The 23582-nt window shown below is 71.8% G+C and carries 22 protein-coding genes and 2 tRNA genes; 12 read left to right on the top strand and 12 right to left on the bottom strand.

Annotated features, from left to right (window positions below; translation table 11 throughout):
- Positions 1–383 precede the first annotated feature (383 nt).
- From OF850_RS14785 to OF850_RS14760, 6 genes are all read left to right on the top strand, one after another.
- Entirely contained in the window at positions 384–3104 is a 2721-nt protein-coding gene (locus OF850_RS14785; RefSeq protein WP_301591042.1) for an Rne/Rng family ribonuclease, read from the top strand.
- A 1-nt stretch (position 3105) separates the two neighbouring features.
- Positions 3106–3879 carry an enoyl-CoA hydratase/isomerase family protein gene (locus OF850_RS14780; protein ID WP_301591041.1) on the top strand — a complete coding sequence of 258 codons (774 nt, stop codon included), beginning with the start codon at positions 3106–3108 and terminating at the stop codon, positions 3877–3879.
- Positions 3880–3950: 71 nt separating this feature from the next.
- Positions 3951–4880, top strand: a complete 930-nt coding sequence (locus OF850_RS14775) for a Bug family tripartite tricarboxylate transporter substrate binding protein (protein WP_301591040.1) — start codon at positions 3951–3953, stop codon at positions 4878–4880.
- Positions 4881–4911: 31 nt separating this feature from the next.
- Entirely contained in the window at positions 4912–5712 is an 801-nt protein-coding gene (locus tag OF850_RS14770) for an arginyltransferase (RefSeq protein WP_301591039.1), read from the top strand.
- Positions 5713–5729: 17 nt separating this feature from the next.
- Positions 5730–7430, top strand: a complete 1701-nt coding sequence (locus OF850_RS23705; protein WP_301591038.1) for a glycosyltransferase family 2 protein — start codon at positions 5730–5732, stop codon at positions 7428–7430.
- Positions 7427–8674 (top strand): glycosyltransferase family 4 protein, encoded by a 1248-nt coding sequence (locus tag OF850_RS14760; RefSeq protein WP_301591036.1) that lies wholly within the window; start codon positions 7427–7429, stop codon positions 8672–8674. The genes OF850_RS23705 and OF850_RS14760 overlap by 4 nt, the downstream gene beginning before the upstream one ends.
- Here OF850_RS14760 and OF850_RS14755 read toward each other — a convergent pair.
- Genes OF850_RS14755 through OF850_RS14745 form a run of 3 tightly spaced genes read right to left on the bottom strand, consistent with a single transcriptional unit; the run spans position 8644 to position 11219 of the window.
- A complete protein-coding gene (locus tag OF850_RS14755) occupies positions 8644–9399 on the bottom strand; it encodes a 3-deoxy-manno-octulosonate cytidylyltransferase (RefSeq protein WP_301591035.1) in 756 nt (251 codons plus the stop codon). The genes OF850_RS14760 and OF850_RS14755 overlap by 31 nt on opposite strands.
- The gene (gene kdsA, locus OF850_RS14750; protein ID WP_301591034.1) at positions 9396–10214 is read right to left on the bottom strand and encodes a 3-deoxy-8-phosphooctulonate synthase; all 819 of its coding nucleotides are present in this window, start codon (positions 10212–10214) and stop codon (positions 9396–9398) included. The genes OF850_RS14755 and kdsA overlap by 4 nt, the downstream gene beginning before the upstream one ends.
- Before the next feature lie 18 nt (positions 10215–10232).
- Positions 10233–11219: a KpsF/GutQ family sugar-phosphate isomerase gene (locus tag OF850_RS14745; protein WP_301591033.1), complete on the bottom strand. Its 987-nt coding sequence runs from the start codon at positions 11217–11219 to the stop codon at positions 10233–10235.
- Between the two features lie 125 nt (positions 11220–11344).
- Here OF850_RS14745 and OF850_RS14740 point away from each other — a divergent pair, with 125 nt between their 5' ends.
- Positions 11345–12019 (top strand): endonuclease III domain-containing protein, encoded by a 675-nt coding sequence (locus OF850_RS14740; RefSeq protein WP_301591032.1) that lies wholly within the window; start codon positions 11345–11347, stop codon positions 12017–12019.
- Positions 12020–12029: 10 nt separating this feature from the next.
- On the opposite strand, the gene OF850_RS14735 is transcribed toward OF850_RS14740, so the two are convergent.
- Positions 12030–12908, bottom strand: coding sequence for a helix-turn-helix transcriptional regulator (locus OF850_RS14735; RefSeq protein WP_301591031.1), 879 nt, complete (start codon positions 12906–12908; stop codon positions 12030–12032).
- Between the two features lie 103 nt (positions 12909–13011).
- On the opposite strand from OF850_RS14735, the gene OF850_RS14730 reads away from it, so the two are divergent.
- From OF850_RS14730 to OF850_RS14720, 3 genes are read left to right on the top strand one after another with little or no spacing between them, the layout of a single operon-like run.
- Entirely contained in the window at positions 13012–13716 is a 705-nt protein-coding gene (locus OF850_RS14730) for an ABC transporter permease (protein ID WP_301591030.1), read from the top strand.
- On the top strand, positions 13716–14438 hold the full coding sequence (locus OF850_RS14725) for an ATP-binding cassette domain-containing protein (RefSeq protein WP_301591029.1): 723 nt from the start codon (positions 13716–13718) through the stop codon (positions 14436–14438). The genes OF850_RS14730 and OF850_RS14725 overlap by 1 nt, the downstream gene beginning before the upstream one ends.
- Positions 14432–15271, top strand: coding sequence for a substrate-binding domain-containing protein (locus tag OF850_RS14720; protein ID WP_301591028.1), 840 nt, complete (start codon positions 14432–14434; stop codon positions 15269–15271). Before OF850_RS14725 ends, OF850_RS14720 begins: the two co-directional genes overlap by 7 nt.
- 16 nt (positions 15272–15287) lie before the next feature.
- Here OF850_RS14720 and OF850_RS14715 read toward each other — a convergent pair whose 3' ends face one another.
- Both OF850_RS14715 and OF850_RS14710 read right to left on the bottom strand, forming a co-directional pair.
- Positions 15288–16307, bottom strand: a complete 1020-nt coding sequence (locus tag OF850_RS14715; RefSeq protein WP_301591027.1) for a zinc-binding alcohol dehydrogenase family protein — start codon at positions 16305–16307, stop codon at positions 15288–15290.
- Positions 16308–16435: 128 nt separating this feature from the next.
- The gene (locus OF850_RS14710; RefSeq protein ID WP_301591026.1) at positions 16436–17827 is read right to left on the bottom strand and encodes a hypothetical protein; all 1392 of its coding nucleotides are present in this window, start codon (positions 17825–17827) and stop codon (positions 16436–16438) included.
- A gap of 109 nt (positions 17828–17936) precedes the next feature.
- Between OF850_RS14710 and OF850_RS14705 the strand changes: the two genes are divergently transcribed.
- Positions 17937–19013: a GlxA family transcriptional regulator gene (locus OF850_RS14705; protein ID WP_301591024.1), complete on the top strand. Its 1077-nt coding sequence runs from the start codon at positions 17937–17939 to the stop codon at positions 19011–19013.
- A 58-nt stretch (positions 19014–19071) separates the two neighbouring features.
- Here OF850_RS14705 and OF850_RS14700 read toward each other — a convergent pair.
- From OF850_RS14700 to OF850_RS14675, 6 genes are all read right to left on the bottom strand, one after another.
- Positions 19072–19146, bottom strand: a tRNA-Gly gene (locus OF850_RS14700).
- An 85-nt stretch (positions 19147–19231) separates the two neighbouring features.
- Positions 19232–20128, bottom strand: a complete 897-nt coding sequence (locus tag OF850_RS14695; RefSeq protein ID WP_301591135.1) for an SAM-dependent methyltransferase — start codon at positions 20126–20128, stop codon at positions 19232–19234.
- Positions 20125–20457, bottom strand: coding sequence for a DUF423 domain-containing protein (locus OF850_RS14690; RefSeq protein WP_301591023.1), 333 nt, complete (start codon positions 20455–20457; stop codon positions 20125–20127). Before OF850_RS14690 ends, OF850_RS14695 begins: the two co-directional genes overlap by 4 nt.
- Before the next feature lie 9 nt (positions 20458–20466).
- Entirely contained in the window at positions 20467–21126 is a 660-nt protein-coding gene (gene nfi, locus OF850_RS14685; protein WP_301591021.1) for a deoxyribonuclease V, read from the bottom strand.
- A complete protein-coding gene (locus OF850_RS14680; protein ID WP_301591020.1) occupies positions 21113–21979 on the bottom strand; it encodes a metal ABC transporter solute-binding protein, Zn/Mn family in 867 nt (288 codons plus the stop codon). Before OF850_RS14680 ends, nfi begins: the two co-directional genes overlap by 14 nt.
- An 11-nt stretch (positions 21980–21990) precedes the next feature.
- Positions 21991–22731, bottom strand: a complete 741-nt coding sequence (locus OF850_RS14675) for a DUF3108 domain-containing protein (protein WP_301591134.1) — start codon at positions 22729–22731, stop codon at positions 21991–21993.
- A gap of 82 nt (positions 22732–22813) precedes the next feature.
- Between OF850_RS14675 and OF850_RS14670 the strand changes: the two genes are divergently transcribed.
- Positions 22814–22888 (top strand) — tRNA-Val (locus OF850_RS14670).
- The last annotated feature ends 694 nt before the right edge of the window (positions 22889–23582 follow it).

Raw genomic sequence — 23582 nt, 5'->3', positions numbered from 1 at the left:
CTATGGTGAAGCGCCCCAGCGACCGGTGCTGCGGCAAGGCATGGAGCCTCGCGCGTGGAAGCCGCCTGGACGCGGTGCACCGCTGGCCCGCCTTGCCCATGCGCCCGCGGTGCAGTGCCGCTCCCCTGGCTCGTCCCGGTTCCGGCTTGCCGCAGGTCGCCCGCCCCTAGGAGGGCGCGCATTCGCGGGGGTTCGCCATTGGGCGCGCCGCCCCGCTGCCTGCGATTGCAGGGACACGCGGCGGCCGTGCCCCCGGAACGAGGAAAGTCGCTGCGTGTCCCCGACATCGCCGCCGATCGGCCCCCGCCCGGACTCCCTTTCCTTCCCTTTCCGCCGCCGGCCGATGCGCTTTCCGCCCCGCCGCGGCGCGGAGTTCCCCTTCCATGACCAAGCGCATGCTGATCGACGCGGCACACCCGGAGGAAACCCGGGTTGTCGTGATGGACAATTCCCGCGTCGATGAGTTCGACCTCGAGGCCGCCAACCGCCTCCCGCTGAAGGGCAACATCTACCTGGCCCGCGTGGTCCGGGTGGAGCCCTCCCTCCAGGCCGCCTTCGTCGAATATGGCGGCAACCGCCACGGCTTCCTCGCCTTTGGCGAGATCCACCCCGACTACTACCAGATCCCTGTCGCCGACCGGCAGAGGCTGGTCGAGATGCAGGAGGCAGAGGCCCGCGAGGAGGCCGAGGCCGAGGCCCGCGAGGAGGAGCGCCGCTCCCAGCGCGAGGCGGCCGCCGCAGAGGCCCGCGCCGCCCGCCGCGCCGCGGCCGAGGCCGTGACCTCCGACGATGCCGCGCCCGGCGCCGAGGGCGACGCCCCCTCCATGCCCGGCCCCGATGCCGCCTTCCCCGCCGAGGAATCCGCCCCGGACGCCGAGGCGCTCTCCGCCGAGCTCGACGCCGAAGCCGCGAGCCGCGCCGCCTCCGATTCGGAGTCGGGCGAGGCCGATGACGAGAATGGCCGGGTCGAGCTGCTTCCTTCCGAGGACGCGCCGCCCCCCGAGACCATCGGCGAGGAAGCCAACGGCGAGAACGGGGAGAATGGCGAGGGTTCCGACGAGGAGTCCCGTCCCCGCCGCCGCGAGGCGCCGCGCTTCCTGCGCAACTACAAGATCCAGGAGGTCATCCGCCGCCGGCAGATCCTCCTCGTCCAGGTCGTGAAGGAGGAGCGCGGCAACAAGGGCGCCGCGCTCACCACCTATATCTCGCTGGCCGGCCGCTTCTCCGTGCTGATGCCGAACTCGCCGCGCGGCGGCGGGGTGTCGCGCAAGATCACCTCCTCCACCGACCGGCGCCGCCTGCGCGAGGTGATCGAGGAGCTGGAGATGCCGCGCGGCATGTCGCTGATCGTCCGCACGGCGGGCGCCCAGCGCCCCAAGGCGGAGATCCGGCGCGACTGCGAGTACCTGCTTCAGCTCTGGGACAACATCCGCACCCGCACGCTTTCCTCCACGGCCCCGGCGCTGATCTACGAGGAGGCGGATCTCATCAAGCGCGCCATCCGCGACGGCTATGCCCGTGACATGGACGAGATCCTGGTGGAGGGCGACGAGGCCTTCAGCCAGGCGCGCGAGTTCATGCGGATGCTCATGCCGGAGCACCTGCGCAAGATCCAGCCTTACCGCGACGGCACCGTCCCGCTCTTCGCCCGCTACTCGGTCGAGACCCAGCTGGATGCGATGCATGAGCCGACCGTGCAGCTTCGCTCCGGCGGCTACATCGTCATCAACCAGACCGAGGCGCTGGTCGCCATCGACGTGAACTCGGGCCGCGCGACGCGCGAGCGCAACATCGAGGACACGGCCCTCAAGACCAATCTGGAGGCGGCGGAGGAGATCGCCCGCCAGCTTCGCCTGCGCGACCTCGCAGGGCTGATCGTGATCGACTTCATCGACATGGACAGCAACCGCCACAACGCGATGGTGGAGAAGCGGATGAAGGAGGCGCTGCGCCATGACCGCGCGCGCATCCAGGTCGGCCGCATCAGCCATTTCGGCCTGCTGGAAATGTCCCGCCAGCGCCTGCGCCCCTCGCTGAACGAGACGGCCTTCATCACCTGCCCACATTGCCTCGGCCGGGGCACGGTGCGCGGACTGGAAAGCAGCGCCGTCGCCGTGCTGCGCGCGGTGGAGGAGGAATGCGCCCGCCGCCGCGCCGCCGAGGTCACGGTGCATGTCCGCAGCGCCGTCGCCCTCTACCTGCTGAACAAGAAGCGGGAGCGGCTGAACGACATCGAGGGGCGCTGGGGCGTTTCCGTCGTCTTCGAGTGCGACGACGCGCTGCACGGCGCCGAGACGCGCATCGAGCGCTCCCGCGCCCCCGCGGCGCCGCCGCGCGAGGAGGAACGCCCCGCCGCGATCCGCATGGACTACGCCGCCGATGCCGAGGAAGACGAGGACGAGGCGGAGGACGCACCCGAGCGCGGGACGGCCGAAGCAGGCGATTCCGAGGAGCGCTCCCGCCGCCGCCGCCGCCGCCGCCGGGGCCGCCGCGAAGGTGGCGAGAGCCAGGCGTCCGGTGAGGGCGAGGCCCAGGCTTCCGAGGAGCAACCGGCCGAGGCAGGGGACGTTCAGCCCGAGCAACCGGAAGGGCAGGACGTGGCCGAGGAACCGACCACAACGGAAACCGAAGAGGAGCGGTCGCGCCGCCGCCGTGGACGCCGGGGCGGACGCCGCCGGCGCGAGGATGGCGCGCCGGCCGAGGCGCAGACCGAGGCGATGCAGGCCATGGAGGTCGTGCATCGCTCCTATTCCGGCCCCACCCCCGCCGATCCCTTCGCGGGGCATGAGGACCACCTGATCGCCGCGATGGAAGCCGCCGAGGCCGCCGCGGCCGAGGCCCTGACCCCGCGCCAGCCGGAACCGGTGGTGATGCCGGAGAACCCGGCCTCCCCCGCACCCGAGGCGCCCAAGGCCAGCGAGACGCCGGCCGAGGCCGCGGAGCCCGATGAGGGTCCGGCGCCGGAGCCCGCCTCCACTCCTGCCCCCGCCGCACAGGCGGCGGAGCCGGAGAAGGCCGAGGTCACGGTCGGTCCCGCTATCCAGCCGAAATCCGTGGAGGAGCTGGCTGCCACGCCTCGCCGGGCCGGTTGGTGGAAGCGCTGAGGTGACGGAGGCGCCGCCGGTCCTCGTCTCGCGCGAGGGACCGGTCGTCCATGTCACGCTGAACCGCCCCACCCGCCGCAATGCCATCGGCGGCGGGATGGGGGAGGCGCTCGACGCCCTGCTAGAGGAGTTGCGTGGCGACAGCACGGCCCGCGTGGTGGTGCTGCGCGGCGCGGGCGGCCATTTCTGTGCCGGGCTCGACCTCAAGGAAGTTGCGGCCTCGCCTGACGCCCAGCAGGCGCGCAACCGCGCCATCGGCGCGCGCTACCTCGCCCTGTCCGAGTTGCCGCAGGTGGTGATCGCAGCCGTGGAAGGCGCGGCGCATGCGGGCGGGCTCGGCTTCGTCTGCGCGGCCGACATCGCCTTCGCCGCGTCCGACGCCCGTTTCGCCGCGCCCGAGGTCCGGCGCGGCCTCGTCCCCGCCCAGATCCTGCCCTGGCTGGTCCGCCGCATGGGGCGGCCGCAAGCGGCGCGGCTGGTGCTGGAGGGTTCGGTAATCGATGCCCCCGCCGCCTTCCGCAGGGGCCTGGTGCACGAGGTCGCGCCCGACCGCGCCGGGCTGGACGCGCTGGTCGCCGCCACCCTGCGCGAGGTGACGCAGGGCGCGCCGCTTGCGCTCGCCGAGACCAAGGCCCTGCTGCGGGCCCTCGGCCCCGTCTCACCGGACGGCTATGCCGAGGCTGGCGCCGCCTCCTTCGGTCGCACGGCCAATGGTCCCGAGGCACGCGAGGGCATCGCCGCCTTCCGCGAGAAACGGAAGCCGAACTGGGCCTGACCGGCCGGTTTTCCTCGCCTTCACGCCCGCGCCCGCCCTAGCCTTCCCCCAATGACCTGGGAGGAAATGGAATGCGCGCGCTGACGCTTGCCTTGATGCTGGCCGCCCTCGCCCTGCCGGCGCGGGCCCAGGCCCCCATCACCGTGGTGGTAAACTTCGTCGCGGGCGGGCCGTCCGACCTGATGGCGCGGCTCATGGCGCCCGAGTTGTCGCAGCAACTGGGCGTCCCGGTGGTGGTGAAGAACTCCGTTGGCGCCGCCGGTACGATCGGCGCGGCGGAGGTGGCCCGCGCGCGGCCGGACGGGCAGACCCTGCTGCTCTCCCCCGTGGGCGCCATGGCGGTGCAGCCGCATTTCCGGCGCGACCTGCCCTACCGCCCCACCGACCTCGTCGGCATCTGCCAGGTCGCCGACACGCCGGTGGTGGTCATGGCTGCGCCGAACGGCCCCGCCACGCTGCGGGAAGCGCTGGCCCGCGCGCGGGAGGCGGGGGCGGGCTTCAACTACGCCTCGACCGGGCCGGGCTCGATCCCGCACATCGCCACGGCCGACATCGCCCGGCGCGCCGGGATCGGCATGACCCACATCCCCTTCCGCGGCAATGCCGAGGCGGTGATGGCGCTGCTGCGCGGCGACGTGACGCTTTTCGCGGACCAGCCGGGCACTATCCGGGCCAACGGGTTGCGTGCCCTGGCCGTCATGGCCCCCGCCCGCTCCCCCGAATTCCCGGACACGCCGACCACGCGGGAGGAAGGGCTGGACCTCGTTTATTCCATCTGGTCCGGCCTCTTCGCCCCGGCCGGCACGCCCGATGCCTTCCTGGCCCGTGCCGAGGCCGCCTGCCAGCGCGCCATGGTGGCTCCCGCGGTGGTGGAAGGCTTTGCGCGCCTCGCGACGCCGATCACCTTCCGGGGCCGCGAGGCCTTCGCGCGATTCTGGGCTGAGGAGCTGGAGAAGTTCCGCGGGATTGTGGAAAGCGCAGGTCTGCGTCCGGGCGATTGAAGCCGCGGCCCGGCGGGGTGATATTGGGGTTGTGAACCAACGCCCGCGCCGCCCGCAATTCTTCTACACGACGACGCCCCTGCCCTGCCCGTACCTGCCCGGGCGCACGGAGCGGAAGATCGTGACCGAGCTGACCGGCACGGACAGCGAGGCGCTGCACGACCGCCTGTCGCGCGCGGGGTTCCGCCGCTCGCACAACATCGCCTATTCGCCGGTCTGCCCCGGCTGCCGCGCCTGCGTGCCGATCCGCGTCGTGGCGGCGGAGTTCGAGCCGAACCGCACCCAGCGCCGGATCGGCCGGCGCAACGCCGACCTGCTGGCCCGCGCCGTGCCCGCCCGCGCCTCGGCCGAGCAGTTCGCGCTGTTCCAGCACTACCAGCAGTCGCGGCACGGCGGCGGCGACATGGCCGCGATGGGCTTCTACGACTACCGCGCCATGGTCGAGGACACGCCCATCACCACCGGCCTCGTCGAGTTCCGCGACCGCAACGCGCGGCTGCTCGGCGCCTGCCTCACCGACTGGCTCACCGACGGGCTGTCGGCCGTCTATTCCTTCTTCGCGCCCGAGGAGGAGCGCCGCTCCCTCGGGACCTTTGCCGTGATGTGGCTGGTGGAGGAGGCGCGCCGCCTCGGCCTGCCCTATGTCTATCTCGGCTACTGGGTGCCGGAGAGCCGCAAGATGGCCTACAAATCGGCCTTCCGCCCGGCCGAGGTGCTGCGCCAGGGCAACTGGCGCCGCCTGGACGAGGCGGCGCCCGACGGCACGCCGGAGCCGCGCGAGGCGGCGCGGGGCCTCGTGCCGCTCGAGACGGTGCGGCTAAGTTCCGGTTGAGCGAGGCAGCGCCGCGCGTGAACGCATCCCCGTCCCTGGTCGAGGCCCAGGCCTTCCTGGAGGCCAGCCGCACCCTGCTCCTTTTCGGCCGCGACGCCGCCGGGATCCCGGCCGGGCGGTTCGAAGGCGCGCTGCACGGCAATCTGGGTCGCATCGCCCTGCCCGTGCAGGGCCTGCCGCTGCGCGGAGGCGACCGCTTCGCGGCCCTGCTGCAATTGCCGCCCATGCCGCCGCAGCAGATCCGCGCCTTGGAAGTCGCGCCGGGGCGCCTTGTTCCCTTCGCGCCTTCCTGCCGCGCCCTTTCGCCCGAGGAGGGCCTGGAACGCGCCCGCCGCGCGTTGCGCGAGGCGCCGGCCGAAGCGCGGGCCGCGGCGGAGCCCCTCCTCCCGCGCCGCGCCTTTTCAGGAACGGATACCTTGCCGCGGCTTGCGGCCTCGGCCGTGCACCTTGCCGTGGACCGGGCGGTGCGGCTGGGCGGCAAGGGCATGCTGCTGACGGGCTGGCTGGTGGATCCGGGGCGGCAACTCGCCGCGATGCGCGTCTGCACGGAGGCGGAGTCGCATCCGGTGGATCTGGCGGCCTGGGCCGTCATCCCGCGCCCCGACGTGCGGGAGGCGGCGGGCGCCGCCTTCGCGCTGGACCACGACGACTGGGGCTTCACCGCCTTTGTCCCGCTCTGCCCCGTTCCGGACGAGACGTGCTGGATCGAGGCGGAGCTTCGCGACGGCGAGGTCGGGCAGCGCGCCCTGGCCCCGGTGGAGGGGGCGGGGCTTCCGGTCATCCGGCAGGTGCTGGCAACGCCGCGCGCCGCGCCCTCGCGCCTCGCTGCCGTGATGGCGGGGACGATCGGCCCGGCTGTGGAGGCGCTGAACGAGGCACGCCTCCAGCGGCCGCGCGAGGCGACGGAGATCGCCTATGGCGCCCTGCCCGAGGCGCCGCGCGTCAGCGTCGTCGTGCCGCTGCATGGGCGCGTGGACTTCATGGAGTTCCAGCTGGCGCTGTTTTCCGCCGCCCCGGACCCGGAGGCGGAGCTGATCTACGTGCTGGACGATCCGCGCCGCCGCGCGGAAACGGAAGCGCTGGCCCTGTCGGCCCATGCGCGCTTCGGCCTGCCCTTCCGCCTCGTCCTGCTGGAGGAGAACTGGGGTTTCGCCCCCGCCTGCAACGAAGGCGCGCGCCGCGCCCGCGGGCGCCACCTCTGCATGCTCAACTCGGATGTCTTTCCCCATCCCGGCGAGGGGATGGGCTTCCTTGCCCCGCTTTCGGCGCGGCTCGACGCCGACCCGGCTCTCGGCGCCATTGCACCGCTGCTGCTGTTCGAGGACGGCACGGTGCAGCACCAGGGAATGCGCTTCGAGGCGGTGCGCGGCCTGCCGCCCTGGCCCTTTCCCATCCACGACCGCAAGGCGCGCCCGGCGCCGGAGGGGGCTGGTCTGATCGCCGCGCCGGCCCTCACCGGCGCCTGCCTTGTGCTGCGCCGCGAGGATTGGGATTCGCTGGGCGGCTTCGACGAAGGCTTCGTGATCGGCGATTTCGAGGATGCCGATCTGTGCCTGCGCCTACGCGAGCGCGGCCTGCGCTGCGCCGTGGACCCGGGGCCGCGCCTGTTTCACCTCGAGCGCCAATCTCAGGAGGAGGGCGCGGGATGGCGCTTCCACGCGACGCTGTTCAACGCATGGCGGCACGACCGACGATGGGGCGCAAAAGTCGCGCCGTGAGCGCGCCTGTTGCGCGCGAGCGGCGCGTGCTCGTGGTCAGCCATACCCATCCGCGCCTGACGCGCGGGGGCGCGGAGATCGCGGCCTATGAGCAATTCCGCCGCCTGAAGGAAACGCCCGGGGTGCGCGCGTTCTTCCTGTCGGGCAATGCGGGCTGGCACGCGCGCCGCACCGGCGTCGTGATCCAGCGCCCCTGGGGCGAGGACGAGTTCCTGGCCGAGGCGCCGGGCTACGACCATTTCCGCCACGCCAACCCCTCCCCCGCCCTGGCGCGCGAATTCGGCGAGCTGCTGGAGGAGCTGCGGCCCGACGTGGTGCACGTCCACCACTATCTCGGCCTGGGGGTAGAGCTGTTCCAGGCGGTGCGGCGCCATGCGCCCGGGGCGCGGCTGGTGCTGACGCTCCATGAGTTCCTGCTGATCTGCAACCATTTCGGCCAGATGGTGACGCGGCCGGACCTCGTGCTCTGCACCCATGCGAGCCCACAGCGCTGCAACCGCTGCTATCCGGAGCACGAGCCGCGCGCCTTCTTCCTGCGCGAGCTGTGGCTGAAGCGCTTCCTGGCCGAGGTGGACCTGTTCATCGCCCCGTCGCGCTTCCTGATGGAGCGCCACGTGGCCTGGGGCCTGCCGCGGGAGCGGTTCCGCGTGATGGAGAACCACCTGCCGCCGCACGACCCGGGCCCCGAGGCGCCGCGCCGGAGCGGACCGTTCCGCGCCGGGTTCTTCGGCCAGATGTCGCGCCTCAAGGGCATCGACGTGCTGGTGCGCGCCGCCGAATTGCTGGAGGAGCGCGGCGCCGACGCGGTGATCGAGCTGCACGGCTCCGCCGAGAACCAGCCCACTTCCTTCCGCGAGCACGTGGCGAAGGTGCTGGCCACGCCGCCGCGCCGCCTCATCCATCGCGGCCCCTACCGGAACGCGGAGGTGACGGAGCTGATGCGCGGCGTGGACGCGGTGATCGTGCCGTCCATCTGGTGGGAGAACTCGCCCCTCATCATCCGCGAGGCGGCGCGGGCCGGCCGGCCACTGATCGGCTCGGGCATCGGCGGCATCGCGGAGAAGCTGGAGGAGCTGCCCGGCAGCATGACCTTCCGCGCCGGCGACGCGCTCGACCTCGCCGACCGCATCATGGAGATGGCGGCGCTGCCGCCCGAGGCGCGCACCCCCGCGCCGGAGATGGAAGGGCCGGGGATCGAGACGCTGCTCGCCCTCTACGACGAGGCGGCTGCGCTGCCGCGCTGAGCCATCATCGCGCGCGCTCGGTCGAGATCCTCTTGCGTGTCCACGCCGAGCGGCACGTCGTCCACCGCCTGCGCGTCCACGCGCATCCCGGCCTCAAGCGCGCGCAGCTGCTCCAGCTTCTCGCGCAACTCCAGCGGGCTGGGCGGCAGGGCGACGAAGCGGCGCAGCGCGTCGCGCCGCCAGGCATAAAGGCCGATATGGTGCCAGAGCGGCCCCTCGCCCCAGGGTGCGGTGGCGCGGGTGAAGTAGAGGCAGCGGAAGCGGCCGGGCTTCCATTCGCTGCCGACCATCTTCACCACCTGGCTCGCCTCGCGGTCCTCCTCGCGCTCGATCGGCGCGACCAGCGTGCCGAGCGCCACGTCCCGCTCCTCCATCACCGACAGCACGGCGCGGATGGCGGCGGGCGCGATGGTGGGCAGGTCGCCCTGCACGTTCACCACCACCTCCTGCCGCCCTTCCGGATCCAGTGCCTCGATCGCCTCGTGGATGCGGTCGCTGCCCGAGGGATGGTCGGCGCGCGTCATCACCGCGCGGCCGCCATGCGCGCGCACCGCCGCCGCGATCTCCTCCGCGTCGGTGGCCACCACCACCTCGCCGATTCCCGCCTCCTCGGCGCGGCGCATGACCTGCACGATCATGGGCAGGCCGGCGATCTCGGCCAGCGGCTTGTCGGGCAGGCGCGTGGCGCGCATCCGCGCCGGGATGAGGACGAGGGCGCGGCTCACGACTTCGCCAGCGCGTCGAACGCCTTGAGGCGCGCGAGGAGCGCCGGCATCTCGCGCAGCGGGATCATGTTCGGCCCGTCGCTCGGCGCCTTGTCCGGGTCTGGGTGGCACTCGATGAACACCGCAGCCACGCCCACCGCCACGGCGGCGCGGGCCAGGACGGGCGCGAATTCGCGCTGCCCGCCGCTGCTGCTGCCCTGGCCGCCCGGCTGCTGCACGGAATGGGTGGCGTCGAACACCACCGGGTAGCCGGTGCGCGCCATGATGGGCAGGGCGCGCATGTCGCTGACCAGCGTGTTGTAGCCGAAGGAGGCGCCGCGCTCGCACAGCAGGATGCGCTCATTGCCGGTGCTGGCGATCTTGGCCGCCACGTTCGCCATGTCCCAGGGCGCCAGGAACTGGCCCTTCTTCACGTTGACCGCCGCCCCCGTCTCCCCGGCGGCCAGCAGCAGGTCGGTCTGGCGCGACAGGAAGGCCGGGATCTGCAGCACGTCCACCGCCTCGGCGGCCGGGGCGCATTGCTCGGCGGTGTGCACGTCGGTCAGCGTCGGCAGGCCCGTGCGCTCCCGCACCTCGGCAAGGATGGCGAGGCCCTCCTTCAGGCCGATGCCGCGCGCGGCGCCGACGCTCGTGCGGTTCGCCTTGTCGAAGGAGGATTTGTAGACCATCCCGACCCCCGCCTCCCGCGCCATGGCGGCGAGCGCGTCGGCCATCTCCAGCGCGTGGGCGCGGCTCTCGATCTGGCAGGGGCCGCACAGGAAGACCAGGGGCTCGTCGTTGCCGACGCGAAGGTCGCGGAGGGAAATGGCGGTCATCGGATGTGATCCCTCGTTTCAGGCGACGCCGGCGCGCAGAAGGTCATGGACATGGAGGATGCCGACCGGCGCGCCCGTCCCATCGACGACAAAGAGGGCGGTCACCTTGTTCTCGTTCATCAGCCGCAGCGCCTCCGCGGCCAGTGCGTCCGGCCGCACGGTGCGCGGCGATCCGGACATCACCTCGCCCGCCTCCAGGGTCAGCAGCGCGCCCGAGCGCGCCTCCAGCGTGCGGCGCAGATCGCCATCGGTGATGACCCCCGCGAGGCGCCCGTCGCGCACCACCCCGACGCAGCCGAAGCGGCCGCCCGTCATGGTGATCAGTGCCTGGTCCATGGGCGTCTCCGGTGTGACCAGTGGCAGCTCGGAGCGCGGGTGCATCAGCTCCTCCACGCGGGAAAGCTGGGCGCCGAGACGCCCGCCCGGGTGGAACACGCCGAAATCCGCCGCGGTGAAGCCGCGCCGGTGCAGCAGCGCGACGGCCAGCGCGTCGCCCAGCGCCAGCTGCATGGTGGTGGAGGTGGTGGGGGCGAGGCCCATCGGGCAGGCCTCCTTCACGGGGGGCAGCAGCAGCGCCACGTCGGCGGCACGCGCCAGGGCGGAGCCGGCGCCGGCGGTGATGGCGATCAGCGGGATGGCGAAGCGTCGCGTATGGGCGACCAGGGCCGACAGCTCGACCGTGTTGCCGGAGTTGGACAGCGCCAGCACCGCGTCGCCCCGCACGATCATGCCGAGGTCGCCGTGGCTCGCCTCGCCCGGGTGGACGAAATGCGAGGGCGTGCCGGTCGAGGCGAAGGTGGCGGCGATCTTGCGCCCGACATGGCCGGACTTGCCCATGCCGGACACCACGACACGGCCGGAAACTTCGGCCAGCAGCGAAAGGGCCTGGCCGAAGGAGGCATCCAGGGAGGCGGCCAGTGCCGCGAGGCCCTCCGCCTCCGTCAGGATGACCTGACGGCCCAGCTCCTCGGGCTCGTCGTCCCGCACCGCACGCGCGCTGCTCATCGCCAGTTCCTGCTTTCCTTCGGGCCGCGCCGCGGCAGCGCAACATCCGGCCAATCCAGCGGCCCCGTATACCCCCCCCGGCAAAGGGAGCAAACCGAGGGGCGCCCCCAGGGCGTTGAGGCGCCATGTCCGCCGCCGCCAAGCAGCCCTTCGACTTCGACGAGGCCTTCCACCACCTGCGCGAGGCCGTCGCCGGCGTGCCAAAGGCCGCCATGTTCGAAATGCGCGACCGCGGCTACGGATCCCTGTTCGAGCAGCTCGTTTCCAGCCTCATCTCCGCCCGCACCCGCGACGAGACGACGATGCCCGTCTCGCTGCGGCTCTTCGAGGTGGCGCGCACGCCAGAGCAGATGGCGGCGCTGGACGAGGAGACGATCACCCGCCTCCTGTTCGGCGCCACCTTTCCGGAGCCCAAGGCGCGCGACATCCTCGCCCTGTCGCGCCGCATCGTGGAGGAGCATGGCGGCGCCGTGCCCGACACGCCGGAAGGGCTGATGGCGTTTCGCGGCGTCGGGCCGAAGATCGCCGCGCTGGCGCTGGGCGTGGCGCTGAACCGGCCCCTGATCGCCGTGGACGTCCATGTCCACCGCATCACCAATCGCTGGGGCATCGTCGCCACCTCCACCCCCGAGCGCACCCAGGCGGCGCTGGAGAAGGTGCTGCCCGAGCGCTACTGGGTGGAGATCAACGAAAGGCTGGTCCCCTTCGGCAAGCATGTCTGCACCGGGGAGCGACCGCGCTGCTCCACCTGCCCGCTGGTTTCCATGTGCCAGCAGGTCGGCGTCACGACGCATCGCTGACGCGCAGCTTTCACAGGTTGAAGGCGACGCGGCCCAGCTCCTCCACCGCATAGCCGCCCATGCGCGCCGCCCGCGCCGCGAAAGCCTCGCCCCGCGCGAAGCCGAGCAGGGACTGGATGGCGGGGGCGAAGAAGTGCCGGTGCGCCATCACCAGGTCGAAGCGCTCCCGCACCAGCGGCACGAAATGAAGACCGCGCGCCGAAGCCTCGGCGCGGATGCCGAACCCAGCATCCGCGCGGTCCTCGGCGACGGCGGCGGCCACCTCGTCCTCGGCCAGGGCGGGTTCGGGCAGGAAGCCGATCTGATCGAGCCGGATGCCGGCCTCCGTCAGCAGGTGGGTCAGCAGCACGTGGCTTCCCGCCCGATTCTGCCGCCCAACGACCCGCAAGCCGAGCCGCGCCAAATCGGCGGCCGAGGCGAGGGCGAGCGGATTGCTGGCCGGCAGGATCAGCCCCTGCTCACGCCAAGCCCAGGTGATGCCGACCACACCGCGTCCCCGCATGGCCTCGCGCGCGGCTGGTTCGTTCCAGGCGCCGGTGTCGGGGTCGGGTAGGTGCATCGCGGCGGCCATGGCCTCGCCAGAAGCCAGCGCTGCGATGCCGTCCAGGCTGCCCACCGACCGCAACGCGAGGCCACACCCCGATTGCCGCACCGCCCAGTCCAGCAGCGGGTCGTGGCTGCCGGCCAGGATGGGAGGCGGTTCCGGCGCCGGGGCGCCGGGCAGCCCGGCCTGGGCGCGGAGCCACCGGTCCAGCAGGTCGCGCGGGAAGAGCCACTTGCCGCCCAGCTGGACCGAAGGCACGCGCCGGCCGCGCGCGAGGTCGTACAGGGCGCGCTCCGACAGGCGCAGGAACGCGGCCGCCTCGCGCAGGGTCAGGACATCCGGCATTGTGCGGCAAAATCCGGCAAATGCTGGCGGATGGTCAAGCGGCCCCGTCGTTGACCCTGCTTAACGGAGCGGCGACACCGATCCCGCACCGAAGGGGAACGTCTTGGGCGACCTGCATGCCGCCATCACCGCCGCGCTGGGCTTGATCCTCGCCGTCGACCCGGCGGTGATGGCGATCGTGGGGCTGAGCCTGCGGGTGAGCCTTTCGGCCGTGCTGATCGCCGCGCTGGTCGGGCTGCCACTCGGCGCGCTGCTGGCAGTGACGCGCTTCCCCGGGCGTCAGAGCGCCATTGTGGCGCTGAACGCGCTGATGGGGCTGCCGCCGGTCGTCGCCGGGCTGCTGATCTACCTGCTGCTGTCGCGCTCGGGCCCGCTGGGGCCGCTCGGCCTGCTGTTCACGCCGACCGCCATGGTCATCGCCCAGGCCGTGCTGATCGCCCCCATCCTCGCCGCGCTGACGCGCGAGGCGCTGTCGGGGCTTTGGGAGGAATACGCGGAGCAACTTCGCTCCTTCGGCGCAGGACCGCTGCGCGCCGTGCCTACCCTGCTCTGGGACGGGCGCTTCGCCTTGCTCACCGTGCTGCTCGCCGGCTTTGGCCGCGCGAGCGCGGAGGTGGGGGCGGTGATGATCGTGGGCGGCAACATCGAAGGCTTCACCCGCGTCATGACCACGGCCATCGCGCTGGAAACCAGCAAGGGCGACCTGCCGCTGGCCCTCGCGCTGGGCTTGGTGCTGATGGCCATTGTCGTCGCAGTGAACGCGCTGGCCCAGGCGCTGCGCGGCGCGGCCTCCCGCTGGGCCGGGTGATGCGGGCGCCCGATACCATCCTTCCGCTGCTGGTCGAGGCGCTGCGCTTCGCCGCCGGCGGCGTCGAAATCCTGCACGGCGTGTCCTTTTCCATCGAAGCCGGGCAGCCGACCGTGGTGATCGGGCCGAACGGCGCCGGCAAGTCGGTGCTGCTGCGCCTTCTGCACGGGCTTCTCCCGCCCGGTGGGGGCGCGGTGCGCTGGGCGGCTGCGCCGGATCGCGCCGCGGCGCGGCAGGCCATGGTGTTCCAGCGCCCCGTGCTGCTGCGCCGCTCGGTCGCGGCGAATGTCGCCTACCCTCTCGCCCTGGCCGGCATCGCCCCGCGCGAGCGCGCCCGGCGCGCGGAGGAGGCGCTTGATCTGGTCGGGCTGGCGGCGCTGGCGGAACGGCCGGCGCGGCGGCTTTCGGGCGGGGAGCAGCAGCGCCTGGCCCTGGCGCGCGCGGCGGCGCTGCGGCCGGAAGTGCTGTTCCTGGACGAGCCCTGTGCGAGCCTCGACCCATCGGCGACGCGGACGGTAGAGGAGATCGTCGCCGCCCTGGCGCGGCGCGGCACCAAGATCGTCATGACCACGCACGACATCGGCCAGGCGCGGCGCCTCGCAGGGGAGGTGATCTTCCTGCATCGCGGCCGCGTGCTGGAGCACGCCCCGGCGCCGCGCTTCTTTGCCGCGCCCGAAGCGCCCGAAGCCGCCGCCTTTCTTCAAGGAGACCTGGTATGGTGACCCTTCGCCGAAGCCTTCTCGCCGCCATCCTGGCGCTGGCCGCCTTCCCCACCTCCGCGCAGGAGCGTGCGATCACGGTCGCCAGCACGACGAGCACGGAGCAATCCGGACTGTTCGGCCACATCCTGCCGCTCTTCACGGAGGCGGCGGGCATCCGCGTCCGCGTGGTGGCGCTGGGCACGGGTCAGGCGCTGGATGTTGGGCGGCGCGGCGATGCCGACGTGGTCTTCGTGCATGACCGCGCGGCGGAGGAGCGCTTCGTGGCCGAAGGCTTCGGCGGACCGCGCCATCCCGTCATGTACAACGACTTCGTGCTGGTCGGTCCCGCCGCCGACCCCGCACGCATCGCCGGCGCTCGCGACGTGGCGGAGGCGCTGCGCCGCGTCGCAAGTGCGCGGGCCGGCTTCATCAGCCGCGGCGACCGCAGCGGCACCCATGCGGCGGAGCTTCGCCTGTGGCGCGAGGTCGGGCTCGACCCGGTCCAGGGGCGCGGCCAGTGGTACCGCGAGATCGGCCAGAGCATGGGCCCGGCGCTGAATGCCGCGGCCGCACAGGGGGCCTACGTGCTGGCCGATCGCGGCACCTGGCTGTCCTTCCGCAACCGCCAGGACCTGCGCGTCCTGGCCGAGGGCGATGAGCGCCTGTTCAACCAGTACGGCGTCATGGTCGTCAGTGCCGCGCGCCACCCGCACGTCAACGCCGAAGGGGCGCGCCGCTTCGTGGAGTGGCTCGTCTCGCCAGTGGGGCAGGCCGCCATCGCCAGCTACCGGATCAACGGCGAACAGCTCTTCTTCCCGAACGCCCCGCAGCCGGAACCCGCGCGCCCATCGTGACACGCGGGCTCCACGCTCAGCCGCCGAAGCCCTCCAGCACCACCTTGCCGCGCGACTTGCCGCTTTCCAGCGCGGCATGGGCGCGGCGCAGATTGGCTGCGTTGATCGCGCCGAAATGCTCGCCCAGCGTCGTCCGCAGGCTGCCTTCATCCAGCATGCGGCTGACCTCGGCGAGGAGGCGGTGCTGTTCCTCCATGTCCGGCGTTGCGTTCATGGGCCGGACGAACATGAACTCCCAGTGGAGGGAGGCGGATTTGCTCTTCAGCATCCGCACGTCGGGCGGCTGCTTCGGGTCGTCGATCAGGCACACGCCGCCCTGCGGCGCGACGATCTCGCAGATCGCGGCCCAGTGCGCCTCGGTCTGGGTGGTGACGAAGACATAGGGCACCTTCACGCCCAGTGCCTTTACCTGGGCCACGAGGTCGCCGCCGTGGTCCAGCACCTCGTGTGCGCCCATCTGGTGCACCCATTCCTTCGTTTCCGGGCGGCTCGCCGTGGCGAGGACCCGCAGCCCGGTCAGGCGCCGCGCCAGCTGCACCGCGATGGAGCCGACGCCGCCCGCTCCGCCGATGACCAGCACCGCCTCCTGCCGCGGCGTCGTGTCGCGGGGGATGCGCAGCCGGTCGAACATCGCCTCCCAGGCCGTGATGGCGGTGAGCGGCACGGCCGCCGCCTCGGCGAAGGACAGGCGCTTCGGCTTCGGCCCGACGATGCGCTCATCCACCAGGTGCAGCGCGGAGTTGGTGCCGGGGCGGGAAATGTCCCCGGCGTAGAACACCGCGTCGCCCGGCCGGAAATGCCGCACGTCGAGCCCCACCGCGCGCACGACCCCGGCCGCGTCGTAGCCCAGCACCTTTGGCGCGCCGCCCGGGTCGGCGCGCATCCGCACCTTGGTATCCACCGGGTTCACCGAGACCGCCCGCACCTCGACCAGCAGATCATGCCCCTTGGGCTCGGGCGGATCGGGCAGCGTCACGTCCTCGAGCGACTCGAACTCGGCGATCGGCAGGCTCTTGGTGTAGGCAACGGCCTTCATCGTCGGACTCCCTTCTGCCGCGACGGAAATGGGGATGCTCCGTCCGGACCCGTTTGTCCCTCCTGTCCGCCGAATCGCGCAAGCGGATTGCGTCGGCAGGAGACGCCCGGGCCGGACGGAGGCATTGGTCATCCCCAGTTGCGGTCATGCCGGGCATGGGTGCGGAGATAGGCGCCGGGCGCGTGGTGGCGGTCGTAGAACTCGGTGTCGAGCCGGTGCGCCTGGAGGTAGGTCTTGAGGAACACCGCCGGCACCGTCGCCGGGAAGCGCCCGAAGGTCGAGAAGACGTATTCCGACATCACGGTCGCGATCTCGATCGCCTCCGCGTCGATCGGCGCAGCGCTCGACCGGACGGCCGCGTTCTCGCGGTACGACCCGCCCTGCTTCGGGTCGAAGGGCCCGCCCGCGCCGAACTTGCGGGCGACCACCGTCTCGACCGCTGCGCGCATGCTCGCGTGGTGGGGCGGGACATGCGCCTCGAAGATCCCCGGCAATCCCGTGAAGTGCGGGAGGGGGTTGCCCGGCAGCATGTCGAAACGGAAGCCGAGGCCAGGCACCGCCGGATTGCCGCTCGCGCCCATGACGGTGAAGGGGTTGATCCCGGTGTACATCCAGCCGCCGAGGCCGAGCGCCTGGAGCATCAGGGCACCCGCGTAGCAGGCGGTGCCCATCTCCACCGACACGTCGCTGAGCGCGATCTGCTCGAGGAAGGTCAGCGGATAGGCGACCTCCAGGTTCAGCCGGTGCGTGTAGCGCTCCAGTCCCGGGATCTGCCGGCCGTTGACGTCGTCATAGATGCCGGTGCCGTTCTGCACGAGGTAGAGCAGCTGCAGGATCACGTGCTGCGCGACATCCGCTACCGGGAAGACGAGGGTGGAGCCGGGCACGTTGGCGCACCAAGTGTTGTGCCCCTCCATGTGCGGCATCTCCGCCGGGATGTTCAGCCGGCCATCGGCCAGCTTCACGATCCGGGCGCGGTGCGCGTCCAGCCAGCCGCGCAGATCTGTGCCGCCTTCGGCCGGTGCGGGCGTCATGTCCCGCGTCGGCAGGAAGTAGACGCCCGTGTCGTCGGTGAAGAAGAACTCCGACGTGCTGAAGCCGGCCGAGGACGGGAAGCTGCGCCCGCCCGCCGCCGTCGTGTAGTTGGGCAGGCGCCCCGCGTAGCCCGGATGGTGCGCGAAGAGCTCGGCCCATCCGGTGTTCCCGGCGACGGTCGCGATCAGCAGCATCTGCTCCAGCGGATCGAGCGCTTCGGGGGCGTGACGGGAGGTGAAGGCGAGCGGCCCGTTGGGGATCGCTGCCCCCTTGGCGAAGCGCCGCGACCGGCGGCCGTGGATCGCTTCGATCAGCGGGAAATTCGCGGCCTGCACGAGGCCCATGGGCCGCGCGGCGCCCGCGTCGAGCAGGATGCGGCCCCGCGTGGCGAGGTTTTCCGCCCGGGTGAAGCCGAGGCCGCCGAGAAGGACGCCGGCGCCGAGAAGGCCGGCCCCGTACAGCTTGCGTCTGGTGGTGTCGAACATTGGTATCTCCCGTTCGCTTGGTGATGACGCACCGCCCTTCGCACGGGGAGTCTTCGAGCCGTCAGGCACGGAATCGACGAAACCGGTCCAGACGTGCCACGCTTGCCGGATGACCACGCCCTTTGCCCCGGCCCGAGTCTCGGTCTGCCTGATTGCCGTGCCCGAGATCGCGACCGGGGTGCTCAACGGGTTCTTTGAAGTGCTCTCCTTCGTCGGCTCAGGTTGGGAGATGCTGACCGGCTGGTCCCCGGGGCCGCGGCGCTTCACGCCGCGCATCGTGGCGGCGAGCCGCGAGCCGTTGCGGAATCTGGTCGGGCTTCCCGTTACGCCGGATCTCAGCTTCGCGGAGGCGAAGCGCGCCGACATCGTGATCGTCTGCGACCTGGCGGTGGGGCGCGACGAGGAAACCCGTGGCCGATGGCCCGAAGCCGTCGAGTGGCTGCGGCGCCAGCATGCGCAAGGCGCGCTGGTCTGCTCGGTCTGCACCGGCTCGCTGATGCTGGCGGAGGCCGGGTTGCTGGATGGGATGGAAGCCACCTGCCATTGGGCCGCGACCGACCAGATCCGCAGCCGCTACCCGGATGTCCGCCTCCGCCCCGAGCGGGTGCTGGTGACGGCGGGGACCGGGCATCGGTTGGTAACCTCCGGTGCCAACGCCTCCTGGACCGATCTGGCGCTCTACCTCGTGGCGCGTTTCTGCGGGGAGGAGGAGGCGCGGCGCACCGCCAAGCTGTTCCTGTTCGGCGACCGCAGCGACGGCCAGCTTCCCTTCGCCGCGCGGGTTCGGCCGCGCCAGCATGATGACGCGGCGGTGGCAGCGGCGCAGGCCTGGATCGCCGACAACTACGCCCGCGCCAATCCGGTGGCGGGGATGACGCAGGTCTCCGGCCTCGCCGCACGCAGCTTCGTGCGCCGTTTCCAGAGCGTGACGGGCTATGCGCCGCTCGACTACGTGCAGTCGCTGCGCATCGAGGAAGCCAAGCAGATGCTGGAGACGACCGACGCGCCGATCGACGCGATCGCCGAGGAGGTCGGCTACACCGAGCCGGCCGCCTTCCGCCGCATCTTCAAGCGCAACACGGGCATTGCGCCGCACCAGTACCGTCAGCGCTTTCGCTGGATGGCCGTGCCGCATACGCGTGAAGGGGAAGGTGCGTCTCGAGAGGGACCGGCTGCCCAGCCTTGAGGCGCACGACCTACGCGGGGGGACGCCTGTTTAGCAGACTCTGTCTTTGGGGATCGGCTGGAGCGGGCGAAGGGATTCGAACCCTCGACCCCGACCTTGGCAAGGTCGTGCTCTACCCCTGAGCTACGCCCGCCCGCTCCGTGGGCGAGCATGTGCCACAGCCCCGCAAGGCTGGCAACCCGCCCCCAGGGGCCGGGTGCGGAAAATTCTCGCGCGGGTCAGGGCGCTTCCCACAGGAAGGTCAGCTCGTGCTTGTTGTGCGCGCCGTGGAACAGGCGCGCGCCGGGCAGCGCGGCGAACTGCTCCGCCGTCTCGTGGTCCGTGGCGCCCTGGAACTTCACCGTGCACAGCATGCGCCGCGCGAAGCCCTGCCAGCGCTGCACGAGGCCCAGCAGCCGCGCCGGGTAGCAAATCACGTCGCTGAACAGCCAATCCACCTTCTCGGGCGGGAGGCCGAAAGCGCTTTCCTGGCGCAGCGTGACATTGGGCAGCGCGGAAACACGCGGGTCGAGCGGCGCCTTGTCCACCGCCACCACCGCGCAGCCCAGCTGCGCCAGCGCCCAGCTCCAGCCACCCGGCGAGGCGCCGAGGTCGAGCGCCACCTCGCCCGGCCCCGGCCACTGCCCGAAGCGCGTCAGCCCCTCCCACAGCTTGAGATAGGCGCGGGAGGGCGGGCCCTCGCGATCCTCCTCGAAGCGCACCGCGCCGCGCGGAAAGGGCGAGGATTTGGTGGGCGAGGCGAGCAGAAGATCGGTGTCCAGCAACGTCCAGCCGCCCAGGTGCCCTGTCGGGGCCGGCTCCGGGAAGCGAAGCGGCCGCGCCTTCACCGGCGGCAGCCGCGCCTCGATGAGGGCGGAGCGGCGGTGGTGCAGCACCGGCACCTGCGACCAGTTGCGCTGGATGCCCCGCAGCGCATCCGCCGCCGCCTTCACCGAAGGCGCGGGAAGCTCGACCGGCGCATCCCAGATGTCGAGCGCCCAGGCGGCGGGGACCGGCGGCGCCTCGGTCAGGGCGAGCGGCCCGTGCCACCGCGCGATGGCGACGCCACGCCGCGTCAGCTCCTCCTCGAGCGGCGCTTCCAGCCCCGGATCGGCCAGGTAGGCGGCGCGGATCACCGGCGCCACGCGAGCACCGCCAGCGACGCCCAGCCAAGCATCATCGCGATGCCGCCGGTGGGCGCGATGGGGCCGAGCGACACGCCGGCATGGGCCCGCAGCAGCACCGCGCTGCCGAAGAGCAGCAGGCCCAGCGCCCAGAGCGCGGCGGCCGCCCCTCCCCGTCCCCAGGCCGCGAGGGCCAGGAAGGCCGGGGCATGCCAGCCCAGCAGCGTGGCGACCTGCCCGGTCATGACACGCGCCTCCTCCGCCCCATGCGCCGAAAGCGCGGCGAGCAGCACGGCCAGGAAACCGGAAATCCCGGCGAGAGTGACGAGGATGCGCGGCATGGCGGGAAACTAGGCGAGGAACGCCTTCCGCACCACCGAAGCGGCGTCATGCGCGCGGCGCGTCGGCTCGGGCAGCCGGCGGCCGCGCAGCGTCGCCCTCACCCAGCGCATCGCCGTGTCCAGCGAGATGCGGTGCCCGATGGAGATGTGGATGGGCTTGGCCCGCAGCCGCGAGCGCAGCAACATCCCGACCACCTCGCCCCGGTCGGTGATGGGCACGGCGCTGTCCACGGGTTCCGGCAGTTCCGGCCAGGTGCCGCAAAGGCGCGACTTGGCGACGCCGATGGCGGGCACGTCCAGCGTGACGCCCAGGTGGGTGGCGACGCCGCAGCGGCGCGGATGCTCCAGCCCCTGCCCGTCCACCATGAGGAGGTCGGGCTTCACCGGCAGGTCGTGCCAAGCCGAGACGGCGGCCGGCACCTCGCGGAAGCCAAGGAAGCCGGTGATGTAGGGCATCCTCGCCACCTGGCTCGCCCCGGCCCGCGCCACTTCGGTGAGGGAGGGCCATTCGAGCACCACGATGGCCGCATGGACCTCCTGCTCGAAGCGGCTGGCGGAAATGTCCACGCCGCCGATCAGGCGCACCTCGCCCAGCGCATCCTCGCGCACCGTCCGCGCAGCGAGGTCCCGCTGTTCCTCCCGCAGGACGGAAAGATCAGGCAGGGTCATTCCGCATGGCGGAAACAAGCAGGCGGGTGTTGTGGCGCATCATCGCCTCATAGGTTGCGGCAGGACCGTCGGGGGGCGAGAGCGCATCGGCGAAGAGCCTTCCGCGCACCTGCACCCCGGCTTCTGCGGCAAGGCGGCGGAGCGTCGCCGGGTTGCCGATATTCTCCATGAAGACGGCCGTGATGTTCCCCTGCCGGATCTGCCGGATCAGCGCCGCGACTTGCTGCGCCGAAGGCTCGGCACTGGTGGAGGTGCCCTGCGGGGCCAGGAACCGCACCCCGTAGGCAGCGCCGTAATAGCCGAATGCGTCGTGGCTGGTGACGACCACCCGGCGTTCCTCCGGGACGGTGGCGATCGCGGCGCGGATCTCCTCGTCCAGCGCGGCGAGGCGTGCCAGGTAGGGCGCCGGGTCGGTTTCCAGCGCCTGGGCGATGCGGCGGGCATAGCCTGTGGCGAGGCGTGCATCCTGCCAGGCATGCGGGTCGGAGGACCCGTGTGAATGGCCGCCCCGCGTCGCGGCGCTGCGCAAGGTCAGCCCTTCCGTCGCGGTGACGAGGCGACCGCGGAACCCGGCCCCGCGCACCAGGCGGTCGAACCAGCCATCGAAGCCGGCGCCATTGCGGATCGCCACCGTCGCGCCGCGCAACGCCTCGGCATCGGAGGGGCGCGGCTGGAAATGGTGCGCGTCCACGTCTGGTCCGGCGAGGGTGCGGATCTCCCATCTCTGCCCCGCTACCTGCTGGGCGATGTCCCCGAGGATGGAAAAGGAGGCCACGGCCACGGGCGGCGCGGAGGCACGGGCCAGGAAGGGAAGGGAAAGGGCGAGGAGCGGAAGGGTGCGACGCGCGAGCATGTTATATTATATCATGTTGCGCGTGCGGGCTCCAGCCGGATCAGATGCGCCTCCACCCGCCCCCACCAGCGTGTGGCGATCTCGACCCGCCCGGGGATGGCGGGGCCGTTCTCGTGCGGGCGGACGAACCAAGTGTGGATGATCTGCGGCTGCGCGGCCTGCACCGGGTCGCGCTGCGTCGGGATGCCGGCGATATGGCGGCTTTCCAGTTCGCAGCGCAGCCCGTCCGCCTCCTGCCCCACGGTGCGGGCGGCGAAGAGCGTCAGGCGGCGCGCGTCGAACATGCGCGCCGAGGCGTCGCAACGCGCCGTGCGGCTCACCTGCCGGGCCAGCATGGCGAGGGCGGAAAGGCTGTCCACCGTGCCCGGCAGCGCGTCTTCCGGGATCGGGGTTCGGGGCACGTCCTCCACCGGGTCGAGCACACGGACGCGCGGCACGGCATTCTCGTAGTCGATGACGATGCGGCGCGGCGATCCGCGGGTCTGCCCCTCCGTCGCGTAGCGGCGCGGCGCCACCGCGTCGCCCCGCCAGCTGCCGCTGGCCCGGGTCACGTAGGCGCCGCGCGCCACGAGGCTGGCTAGGCCACGCGAGCGGGAGCGGGACTCGACCCAATAGCCCGGCCCGTCCAAATCGAAGGTCACCTGGGCTTCCATCACCGTCACCCCGGCGAGCGTGACGGCGTATTCCGCCCGCCAGGGCGTGGCCGCCGCCGGAATGGCGAGGAGCAGGAGCATGGCGAGGAGGAGAGGCATGGAGCGCAAGTGGCCGCGCCTCCCGCTTGACACAAGCGCCCTGCGCCGCCAAACAGCGGCTTACCCGCCGCATGCACGGCACGGGCGCGTAGCTCAGCGGGAGAGCACTGCCTTCACACGGCAGGGGTCACAGGTTCAATCCCTGTCGCGCCCACCATTCTTTTCAAGCACTTACCCTCTCCGACGTGCTGTGTGGCAGAAGCCTAGGTAGCACATAGGTAGCAGTGGGAGGCTGTGGCGTGGTTCGTCTCCGGCGGGGCGACGCATGTGCAAAGCAATTCTACCACTCAGCAAGAGCCATGCACCTGCGCGGCGGCTGCAGTGGTCAGGAACAAGAAATCAAAGACGTTGCTACGCATCAGCGTTCCCCGTCTGGCCATGCCGCCTGTTTCCAGTCCACGTTAGCAACATAGCCCCGCCCGAAGCCACGCGTGATAATCATTCGCTGTATCGCTTGCGTGTTCCTTTTCAGCATCACTTGTGCATTTGAGGTCGGGAGGCGGCGAGAACTGCGTTCGCAGCGGGGAGCTTGAGCCGCCCGCGAGCAGTGCAACCAAGTGGCGGAGCAACCCTCGACGATAGGTCACATGCCCGGCTCAACAAAATCGAGCGCGTCGACGGCACCAGTCAACCTGCGCCGCGTCACGGCCAAATACGACCGAGCGGTTGAGAATGAAGCTGCCGGCGTCACCGCTTCTCGCTCACTACTGAGTGAGACGGGCGAGATCTCATGCCTAGATGTTTGATCCCAGGTTTTGATGGTGCAGTCTTCTCCCAGGAGTGGAAGGACGCGCTATGGGCCAGGTTCAACACGGCTGCGCCACCACGACAGCGGCGGTCCGTCGAGCGAT

It is taken from the genome of Sabulicella glaciei (genome assembly GCF_026183895.1).
In the GTDB taxonomy this organism is placed as follows: Bacteria; Pseudomonadota; Alphaproteobacteria; order Acetobacterales; family Acetobacteraceae; genus Roseococcus; species Roseococcus glaciei.
This window is presented reverse-complemented; position numbering and strand designations above follow the sequence as displayed.